Source organism: Streptomyces hilarionis (genome assembly GCF_024539675.1).
Taxonomy (GTDB): Bacteria; Actinomycetota; Actinomycetes; order Streptomycetales; family Streptomycetaceae; genus Streptomyces; species Streptomyces hilarionis.
The window spans coordinates 46,646-56,137 of record NZ_JAHHIT010000065.1 but is presented as its reverse complement, the minus strand read 5'-3'; the positions used below and the strand labels follow the sequence as shown (position 1 = coordinate 56,137).

Annotated in this window: 9 protein-coding genes and 1 pseudogene; 7 read left to right on the top strand and 3 right to left on the bottom strand. The window is 75.7% G+C overall.

Going from position 1 to position 9,492, the window contains the following annotated elements; genetic code table 11:
* Both KMS84_RS17255 and KMS84_RS17250 read left to right on the top strand, forming a co-directional pair.
* Positions 1-248: pseudogene (locus KMS84_RS17255) on the top strand (hypothetical protein); the annotation flags it as partial.
* Positions 245-604, top strand: coding sequence for an ArsR/SmtB family transcription factor (locus KMS84_RS17250; protein WP_256917123.1), 360 nt, complete (start codon positions 245-247; stop codon positions 602-604). The pseudogene KMS84_RS17255 and the gene KMS84_RS17250, both read left to right, overlap by 4 nt.
* A gap of 115 nt (positions 605-719) precedes the next feature.
* Here the strand turns inward: KMS84_RS17250 and KMS84_RS17245 are convergent, their stop codons facing one another.
* Together KMS84_RS17245 and KMS84_RS17240 are read right to left on the bottom strand one after the other, a co-directional pair.
* Positions 720-1,937: a 4-hydroxybenzoate 3-monooxygenase gene (locus tag KMS84_RS17245; protein ID WP_256917122.1), complete on the bottom strand. Its 1,218-nt coding sequence runs from the start codon at positions 1,935-1,937 to the stop codon at positions 720-722.
* 94 nt (positions 1,938-2,031) lie between these two features.
* Positions 2,032-2,439 carry a CoA-binding protein gene (locus KMS84_RS17240; RefSeq protein ID WP_256917121.1) on the bottom strand — a complete coding sequence of 136 codons (408 nt, stop codon included), beginning with the start codon at positions 2,437-2,439 and terminating at the stop codon, positions 2,032-2,034.
* 175 nt (positions 2,440-2,614) lie between these two features.
* Between KMS84_RS17240 and KMS84_RS17235 the strand changes: the two genes are divergently transcribed.
* From KMS84_RS17235 to KMS84_RS17215, 5 genes are all read left to right on the top strand, one after another.
* Positions 2,615-3,361 (top strand): cysteine--tRNA ligase, encoded by a 747-nt coding sequence (locus KMS84_RS17235; RefSeq protein WP_256917120.1) that lies wholly within the window; start codon positions 2,615-2,617, stop codon positions 3,359-3,361.
* Positions 3,358-3,918 (top strand): SixA phosphatase family protein, encoded by a 561-nt coding sequence (locus tag KMS84_RS17230; RefSeq protein WP_256917119.1) that lies wholly within the window; start codon positions 3,358-3,360, stop codon positions 3,916-3,918. The genes KMS84_RS17235 and KMS84_RS17230 overlap by 4 nt, the downstream gene beginning before the upstream one ends.
* 122 nt (positions 3,919-4,040) lie before the next feature.
* A complete protein-coding gene (locus tag KMS84_RS17225) occupies positions 4,041-4,667 on the top strand; it encodes a YigZ family protein (protein WP_256917118.1) in 627 nt (208 codons plus the stop codon).
* Between the two features lie 156 nt (positions 4,668-4,823).
* On the top strand, positions 4,824-5,987 hold the full coding sequence (locus KMS84_RS17220) for an exonuclease SbcCD subunit D (RefSeq protein WP_256917117.1): 1,164 nt from the start codon (positions 4,824-4,826) through the stop codon (positions 5,985-5,987).
* Positions 5,984-9,007: an AAA family ATPase gene (locus KMS84_RS17215; protein ID WP_256917116.1), complete on the top strand. Its 3,024-nt coding sequence runs from the start codon at positions 5,984-5,986 to the stop codon at positions 9,005-9,007. The genes KMS84_RS17220 and KMS84_RS17215 overlap by 4 nt, the downstream gene beginning before the upstream one ends.
* Here the strand turns inward: KMS84_RS17215 and KMS84_RS17210 are convergent.
* Positions 8,968-9,414 (bottom strand): Lrp/AsnC family transcriptional regulator, encoded by a 447-nt coding sequence (locus KMS84_RS17210; RefSeq protein ID WP_256917115.1) that lies wholly within the window; start codon positions 9,412-9,414, stop codon positions 8,968-8,970. The genes KMS84_RS17215 and KMS84_RS17210 overlap by 40 nt on opposite strands.
* Positions 9,415-9,492 lie beyond the last annotated feature (78 nt).

The following is a 9,492-nucleotide window of genomic DNA, read 5'->3' as shown; positions in this document are numbered from 1 at the left end:
GGGTGGGGGTGTGCGGGACGGGTGTGGGCGTCGACGTCGGCCGGGGGGCGGCCGTGTCCTTCGACGTGGCCGTGGCCGTTCCCGTGGTCATGGCCGTGCGCGTGCGGGCGCCCGTGGCCGTCCCGGCGCGCCTGATCGTGCCCGTGCCCGTGTTCCTGTCCGTGGTCGTGCCGGTCGCCCACGTCGGTCCCCTTCCGGTGCGCCCAGGTGGACGCGTCCGCGCCCACTCGGCCATTATGTGCGTATGAGCGCACGCATGCACCTGTCACCTGCGCACCATGCGCATCCGCGCACTCCCGGCGAAGAGCAGTTCGCCCTCGCCGCCGAGCTGCTCGCCCTGCTCGGCGACCGCACCCGGCTCACCCTGCTGCACGCGCTCGTCTCCGGCGAGGCCGACGTGAGCACCCTGACGGAGCGCTGCGACGCGGCCCGCCCGGCGGTCAGCCAGCATCTGGCGCGGCTGCGGCTGGCCGGCCTGGTGAACACCCGCAAGGACGGCCGCCGGGTGATCTACTCGCTGTCCGACGGTCATCTGCGCCGGCTGGTCGACGAGGCGCTGAGCGTGGCGGACCACCGGCTCGGCGACCGCCCGGTGCACGACTGAGCAGCACGCGGTGCGCGGCGGGCGCGGTCCTCGTCCGACGCGGTAGCCGTCCGGCGCGGTCCTCGTCCGGTGTGTCGCGCGTCCCGGCGTGCGGTGTTCGCGGCGTTCCGCCGCGTCAGTAGCGCTCCGCCGCGCCCAGGTACTGCTCCGCGAAGGCGGCAGCGGCGGCGGGGGACGTGAACAGCCGGCGCAGCCGGGCGAAGGTGGTGCCCGCGCGGAAGGGGTCGCCGGCGGCGGTCCCGTGGTAGACCTCGGACAGCCACTGCGAGAACTCCTGGTAGTCCCACACCCGGCGCAGACAGGCCTCCGAGTAGCCGTCCAGCCCGCTCCCGTCGCCGCCGTCCAGGTAGGCGACCAGGGCGTCCCCCAGCAGGAACGCGTCGTGCAGGGCGAGGTTCATGCCCTTCGCCGCGATGGGCGCCACGAGATGCGCCGAGTCGCCCGCCAGGAAGAGCCGTCCGTACGTCATCGGCTCGACCACGTAGTCGTGCAGGTCGAGCACGCGCTTCTCGATCAGCGGGCCCTCGACGAGCGGCGGCGCGTCCGCCGCTTCCAGACGCAGGCGCAGCTCGGACCAGACGCGGTCGTGGGACCAGTTCTCCGGGTCGTCGCCGGGCGGGCACTGGAGGTAGAAGCGGGTCACCTCGGGGCTGCGGGCCATGTGCCCGGCGAAGCCGTTCGGGTGGACGCCGAACAGCACGCAGTCGCCGGACGGCGGCGCCTCGGCGAGCAGCGCCAGCCAGCCCGTGCCGTAGTCGTGCCGGGCGATCCGCGCGTGTCCGGGCGGCAGCGCGGCCCGGGCCGCACCGCGCGGGCCGTCCGCGCCGACGACGAAGTCGCACGTCAGCACCTGCTGTTCAGCCGTCTCCGGGCATGTGTACGTCACGAAGGGCCGAGCGGTGTCGAGGTCGTGCAGGTCCACGTCGCGCACCGAGAAGCGGGCGTCGCCGCCGCGCACGTCGACGTACTCGCGGACGAGGTCCGTCACCAGCAACGGCTGCGGATACACCCAGTGATGACGGCCCGTCAGCTCGGTGTAGGAGAAGCGGTACCGTTCGCCGCCGAAGCGGAACTCGCACGACGAGTGGCGCTCGGCGCGTGCCGACAGGTTGTCGGCGAGACCGCGGCGCTGCAACGCGTGCACCGCCCACTCCTCGATGACCCCGGCCCGGGTCCGCCGCTCGATGAACTCACGGCTCTCCGCCTCCAGTACGACGCAGTCGACGGACGCGGCCCGCAGGATGTTGCCGACGGTGAGGCCCGCCGGGCCCGCGCCCACGACGACGACCGGGACGTGGCGCGAGGAACGCGAGGAAGGGGAGTCGGTGGTCACCGGCCCATTATGGGCGGCCCGTTCGGCGCTCCGGCGGGCGCGTCACCGCCCCGACGGGGACGTGCCCGCCGCACCGGCCCCCGGAGCCGGGCTGTCAGGACAGGCGCGGGATCTCGATCGCAGGGCAGCGGTCCATGACCATGTCCAGCCCCGCGGCCCTCGTGCGGTCGTAGGCCGCCTCGTCGACGACGCCGAGCTGGAACCACACCGCCCGCGCGCCCTTGGCCACCGCCTCGTCGGCCACGGCCCCCGCGAGCTCGCTGTTGACGAAGACGTCGACGACGTCCACCGCGAAGGGGATGTCCGCCAGGGAGGCGTACCCCCGCTCGCCGTGCACGGTCTCCGCTTTCGGGTGCACGGGCACGACCCGCTTGCCGAAGCGCCGGAGCACCTCGGCGACGCCGTAGGCAGCCCGCGCGCGGTTCGTCGACAGGCCCACCACGGCCCAGGTGTCACCGGTCGCGGTGAGGATCTTCCGGATCGTCGTCTCGTCGCCGTACACCGGCAGCCTCCTTGACAGTCGGGATTGATCAGAATCGGTCAGAAACAGTCGTAATGATTCTTGCGTCGCACAGGATCCGACGCGGGGGTCAACACTGGGCGACGGATCCTGATTCCGGACCCCGCCTTTGCGCCCCCTGCCTGCGAACCCGCGTTCGTCCGCCTAGGCTCGGCACGTGCTGCGCATCATCGACGCCCGAACCGGCGAACCCGCCCTCGCCGCCCCCGTCCGGCGGGGTCTGACCCGTGTCCAGGCCCATGCCTCGGGCTACGGGGCCGCGTCGCTCAGGGTGCTGCTCGTCGCGGACCTGCTGGTGCGCGCGCTGGAACTGGGCGGCACGCCCGCCTGGCTCCAGCTCACCGGCGACCGCGACCAGGCCGAGCTGCGGGCCGGCGCCACGGCCCTCGGCATGCATCCCTTCGAGGACGGCAGGGACCTCGCGGCCGGCGTGGGCGAGGCGCAGATCCTCCACGTCGTGGGTGAGGGGGGCCGGAGCCCCGACGACGGGGTGCGGATCTTTGTCGCCCCGGTCGAGGGCTGTCCGGCCACGGTGGACGCCCGCCGGGCCGTGCCGGACGCCGACCCGGCCGTCCTGCGGCTCGCCCTGCTCTCCGCGCCCCGTGCGGAGCCGCTGCGGCTCGACGCGACGGCGCTGGCCGAGGCCCGCGACACCCTCGCGCGCTGGCGGCGGGCCGTGGCCGACTGGGCCCGGCAGCCCTCGCGACCGGTCCCCGAGGAGCTTCGCGCGCGGCTGCGCGCCGCCTGGGACGACGACCTCGACGTGCCCGCGGTGCTGAACGTGCTGCGCTCGGTCGGCGACGCCGGTCCCGGCCTCGCGGCGGGCGCCCGCTTCGAGACGTACGCCTACGCCGACCGGCTGCTCGGCCTCGAACTCACCCGCGACCTCGGGGCGCCGGCATGACCGCCGGCGGCGCCGCGGCGACGGGCGGCACGGCGTCGGACGGCCCGCCGCGCCGGCTGGTCGTGCTGCGGCACGCCAAGTCGGCCTGGCCGCACGGCGTTCCCGACCACGAGCGGCCGCTCGGCCCGCGCGGCCTCCGGGACGCCCCGGCGGCGGGCCGCGCGCTCGCCGAAGCCGGCTGCCGCCCGGATCTCGCCCTGTGCTCCACCGCCGTCCGCGCCCGCGATACCTGGGCGCTGGCGGGCGCCCGGTGGGATCCGCCGCCGCGGGCGATCTTCGACGCCCGGCTCTACGGGGCGGACGCGCCCGAGCTGCTGGACGTCGTCCGCGAGACGCCCGACGAGGTCGGCACCCTCCTGCTGGTCGGACACAACCCCGGTCTGGAGGAACTCGTCCTGCACCTGGCTGGAGCGGGCCTCGGAGACGCCCTCGACCAGGTGCGGCTGAAGTTCCCGACGTCGGCGATCGCCGTCCTGACCTGGCACGGCCCGCACTGGCGGGCCCTGACGCCCGGCGCCGCCCTGCTCACCTCGATGACCGTGCCCAGGGGCGCCTGAGCGACGACGCGCACCCGTGGGCGGTCGGGGCCGCGGTCACGGTCGCCGCCGTCGGCCCCCCGTCGCGGCCCGCGGAGCGCCGCGCGCGAGTCGCCGGTCCGATCACCGCATAGGCTGACCGGATGCAGGACGAGTACCGCACCGTCGCCCGCGCGGGCGTGCACGAGACCGAGGTCAACCGGTCCCGCTTCCTGTGCGCCCTCGCCCCGGCGGCCACCGAACAGCAGGCGCAGGACTTCCTCGCGTCCGTCCGCAAGGAGCACGCCGACGCCACCCACAACTGCTGGGCCTACGTCATCGGCGCCGACGCCGCCGTGCAGAAGGCGAGTGACGACGGCGAGCCCGGCGGCACCGCGGGCGTGCCCATGCTGCACATGCTGCTGCGCCGCGACATGCGGTACGTCGTCGCCGTCGTCACCCGCTACTACGGCGGCGTCAAGCTCGGCGCGGGAGGCCTGATCCGGGCCTACGGCGGCGCGGTCGGCGAGGCGATCGACTCCGTCGGCGTCCTCACCCGCCGCCGCTTCCGGCTGGTCACCGTGACCGTCGACCACCAGCGCGCCGGCAAGGTGCACAACGACCTGCTCGCCACCGGGCGCCAGGTGCGCGACGTCCGCTACGGCGAGGCGGTCGCCCTCGAGGTCGGCCTGCCGGACGCCGAGGTGGACGCCTTCCGCGCCTGGCTGGCGGACGCCACCGCCGGCACGGCCTGCCTCACGCTGGGCGAGGAGGCCTACGGGGACGTGTGAGCGCGGCGCGCGGGCCCCACGGGGTGTGACATGCGACGCCTCGGGCGCTCTCCTGGCCTGAATGTCCGTAACGCCCCTCCATGTCCACCCGTCATGACGGTGCGATACGGGAGTAACCGCCCGTGCTGTCGGACCCGGCCGTTAGTCTCGGGGATCATGAGGCTCCTGCACACGTCCGACTGGCATCTCGGCCGGGCATTCCACCGGGTGAACATGCTCGGCGCCCAGGCCGAGTTCATCGGTCACCTCGTGGCGACCGTGCGTGAGCGCGAGGTCGACGCGGTGGTCGTGTCGGGGGACGTGTACGACCGCGCGGTGCCGCCACTGGCCGCCGTCGAGCTCTTCGACGACGCCCTGCACCGGCTCGCCGGTCTCGGCGTGCCCACGGTGATGATCTCCGGCAACCACGACTCGGCCCGCCGGCTCGGCGTCGGGGCCGGCCTCATCGGGCGCGCCGGCATCCACCTGCGCACCGACCCGGCCGCCGCCGGCACGCCCGTGATCCTCGCGGACGTCCACGGCGAGGTCGCCTTCTACGGCCTGCCCTATCTCGAACCCGCCCTCGTCAAGGACGAGTTCGGCGTGGACAGGGCCGCCCACGAGAGTGTGCTCACCGCCGCCATGGACCGGGTCCGCGCCGACCTCGCCGCACGCGCGCCGGGAACGCGTTCCGTCGTCCTCGCCCACGCCTTCGTCACCGGCGGCGAGCCCAGCGACAGCGAACGCGACATCACCGTCGGCGGGGTCGCCTCCGTGCCGGCCGGCGTCTTCGCCGGGGTCGACTACACCGCGCTCGGCCACCTCCACGGCTGCCAGACGATCACCGAGCGGGTGCGCTACTCCGGGTCCCCGCTGGCCTACTCCTTCTCCGAGAGCGAGCACCGCAAGACCATGTGGCTGGTCGACCTGGGAGCCGGCGGCGAGGTCCGCGCCGAGCGCGTCGACTGCCCGGCGCCCCGGGCGCTGGCCCGCGTCCGGGGAACGCTGGAGGACCTCCTCGCCGACCCCGCGCTGGCCCGCCACGAGCAGGCGTGGGTCGAGGCCACCCTCACCGACGCCGTCCGCCCCGCCGACCCGATGGCCCGCCTCGCCGAGCGCTTCCCGCACACCCTGAGCCTCGTCTTCGCCCCTGAACGCGCGCCCGACGACCCCGCCGTGTCCTACGCCCGCCGGCTCGCCGACCGCAGCGACCAGGAGATCGCCGAGGACTTCGTCGCCCATGTGCGCGGAGCGGGACCCGACGCCCGCGAGCAGGGCGTGCTGCGCGACGCCTTCGACGCCGTCCGCGCGGACGACATGGCCCAGGAGGTGGCGCGGTGAGGCTGCACCGTCTCGACCTGACGGCCTTCGGCCCCTTCGGCGGCGCCCAGAGCGTCGACTTCGACGAGCTCTCCGCCGCCGGCCTCTTCCTGCTGCACGGTCCGACGGGCGCGGGCAAGACCTCGGTCCTGGACGCCGTGTGCTACGCGCTGTACGGCTCCGTGCCGGGGGCACGGCAGAGCGGCCAGGGCGCGACCCTGCGCAGCGACCACGCCGCTCCCGGCACGCGCACCGAGGTCACCCTCGCGTTCACCGTCGCGGGACGCCGGCTGGAGATCGCCCGGCAGCCGCCCTGGGAGCGGCCCAAGAAGCGCGGCGCCGGCACCACGGTCGACAAGGCCCAGAGCCTGCTGCGCGAGTACGACACGGCCCGGGGCGCGTGGAAGGACCTCAGCCGCTCCCACCAGGAGATCGGCGAGGAGATCACCCAGCTGCTCGGCATGAGCCGCGAGCAGTTCTGCCAGGTCGTGCTGCTGCCCCAGGGAGACTTCGCCCGCTTCCTGCGCGCCGACGCCGAGGCCCGGGGCCGGCTGCTCGGCCGTCTCTTCGACACCGGGCGGTTCGCCGAGGTGGAGAAGCGTCTCGCCGAACGCCGGCGCGTCGGCGAGGCACGCGTGCGCGAGGGCGACTCCGCGCTGCTCGCGGACGCCCACCGGATGCAGCAGGCGGCCGGCGACGCCATGGAGCTGCCCGAGCTCGCCCCGGGGGAGCCCGGCCTGGCCGACGCGGTGCTCGGCGCCGCCGCCGTCGCCCGCAGCACCGCGCGCGAGCTGCTGACCACCGCGCACTGCGCCCGCCTCGCGGCCGAGTCCGCCCAGGCCGCCGCCGAGCGGGAGCTGGCCGACGTCCGCGAACGCGACCGGCTCCAGCGGCGGTTCGCCGAGGCGCGCGCCCGGGCCGAGGCGCTCCAGGAGCGGGCCGGAGCCCACCGGGAGGCGCTCGCGCGCATGGAGCGGGCGCGCAAGGCGCAGGCCGTGGCGCCGGCGCTGGAGCTGCGCGAGACCGCTGACGCGGAGCACCGGGAGGCGGCGGCCCGCGCGGCCCGCGCGCGTGCCCTGCTCCCGGAGCCGTCCGCCGACTCCGGAGCCGCCGGGCTCGCCGCCGCCGCCCGCCGGGCCGCCGAGGAGCTGGGCGGTCTGGAGTCCGCCCGCCGGGGCGAGCGGCGGCTGGCCGAACTGGCGGGGGAACGGGCCGACCTGGACCGGCGCGAACGCGACGACGAGGACGTCCTGACGGAGGCCGAGACCTGGCTCGCCGGCTGGGACGCCGTCCGCGCGGACCTGCGGGCCCGGATCGAGACCGCCCAGGAGGCCGCCACCCGCGCCGAGCAGCTCGACGGCCGGCGCGAGCCCGCACGGCGGCGCCTGGAGGCGGCCCGGCGACGCGACGCGCTGACCGCAGACCTGGACACCGCGCGACGCACCGCGCTCGCCGCACGCGAACGGACGCAGGCGGCCCGCGAGCTGTGGCTCGACGTCAGGGAGCGACGCCTCAGGGGCATCGCCGCCGAACTCGCCGCCACCCTCGCCGAGGGCGAACCGTGCACGGTCTGCGGCGCCACCGAGCACCCCGCGCCCGCCCGCAAGGACGCCGGGCACGTCGACCGCGAGGCCGAGGAGCGCGCACTCGCCGCTCACCAGAGCGCCCAGGAACGCCAGGCCGAGCAGGAGCGCGCGCACGGCCTCCTGCGCGAGGAGCTCGCCGCCGCCACGGCGGAGGCGGGCGACGCCCCGACGGACCGGCTCGCCGCCGAGGCGCTGGAGGCCGAGCAGGCCTACGCACAGGCCCGCTCCCAGGCCTCGGCGCTGCACCCCGCGCGCGAGGAACTGCGCCGGGCCGAGCAGGAGCACGAGCGTCGTACGCAGGCCCAGCGCGAGGCGGCCGTCAGGGCCGCGTCCCGGGTGGGCCACCGCGAGCGCCTGGAGCGTGAACGGCTGACGCTGGAGGAGGAGTTGACGCGGGCGCGCGGAACGGCCGACAGCGTCGGCGCGCGGGCGGCCCAGCTGGAGCGCCGGGCGGCGCGGCTCACCGAGGCGGCCGAGACCGCCCGCGCCGCGGAGGAGAGCGCCGAACGTCTCAAGGCCGCCGACGGACGCCTGGACGAGGCCGCGTTCCGGGCCGGCTTCGACACGCCGCAGGCGGCCGCCGACGCCCTCCTCGACGACGACGCCCACCGCGAGCTGCAACGCCGTCTGGACGCCTGGCAGTCCGAGGAGGCGGCCGTACGGGCCGCCCTCGCCGAACCCGACACCGTGGCCGCGGCCGGGCAGCCCCCCGCCGACCTCGCGGCCGCCGGACGCGCGGCGGCCGCGGCGGCCGAACGGCTGCGCGCGGCCGCCTCCGCCCAGGACGCGGCCGGCCGCCGCTGCGCCCAGCTCGACGAGCTCTCCGCGCGCGCGGAGAACGGGGTCCGCCGGCTCGCCCCGCTGCGCGAGGAGTACGACCGGGTGGCCCGCCTGGCCGGCCTCGCCGCGGGCACCTCCGCGGACAACGAGCGCAAGATGCGCCTGGAGGCGTACGTCCTGGCCGCCCGTCTCGAACAGGTGGCCGCCGCCGCGACCGCCCGGCTTCAGCGCATGTCCTCCGGGCGCTACACCCTGGTCCACTCCGACGACCGGGCCGGCCGCGGCCGCAGCGGGCTCGGACTGCACGTCGTCGACGCCTGGACCGGCCGGGAGCGGGACACCGCCACGCTCTCCGGCGGCGAGACGTTCTTCGCCTCGCTCGCCCTGGCCCTCGGTCTCGCGGACGTCGTCACCGACGAGGCCGGCGGCGTCCGGCTCGACACCCTCTTCATCGACGAGGGGTTCGGCAGCCTCGACGACCAGACGCTCGACGAGGTCCTCGACGTCCTGGACTCCCTGCGCGAACGCGACCGCAGCGTGGGCATCGTCAGCCACGTGGGCGACCTGCGCCGCCGCATCCACGCCCAGCTGGAGGTCGTCAAGGGCCGCTCGGGGTCGTCGGTGCGGCTGCGGGGCTACCGGCCGAGCGGGCGGCGGGGGAGCGGCGAGGAGTAGACCACGCTCGTGGTGACCGACCCCAGCGCGCCGATCCGGCCCGACACCTCCTCCAGGTGGCGCATCGACCGGGCGGTGACCTTGATGACGAAGCAGTCGTCGCCCGTCACGTGGTGGGCCTCCAGGATCTCGGGCGTCACGGCCACCAGGTCGTGGAACGGCTTGTAGTTCCCGTGGGGATAGCGCAGCCGCACGAACGCCAGGATCGACAGCCCCAGCCGCTCGGGGTCCACGACGGCCGCGTACCCCTGGATGACGCCCGCCTCCTCCAGCCGTCGCACGCGCTCGGTGACGGCGCTCGCCGACATCGCCACGGCACGCGCCAGATCGGCGAAACTGGCCCGGCCCTCGCGCTGGAGGACCTCGAGGATGCGCCAGTCGGTGGCGTCCGGGGAATACTCGGTCATGGCCGATGAGTAGCAGGGAAATCCCCGGTCCGGCAAGGCTCATGCCGGGGAACACCCCTTCAGGGAGCGCGTCGGCGA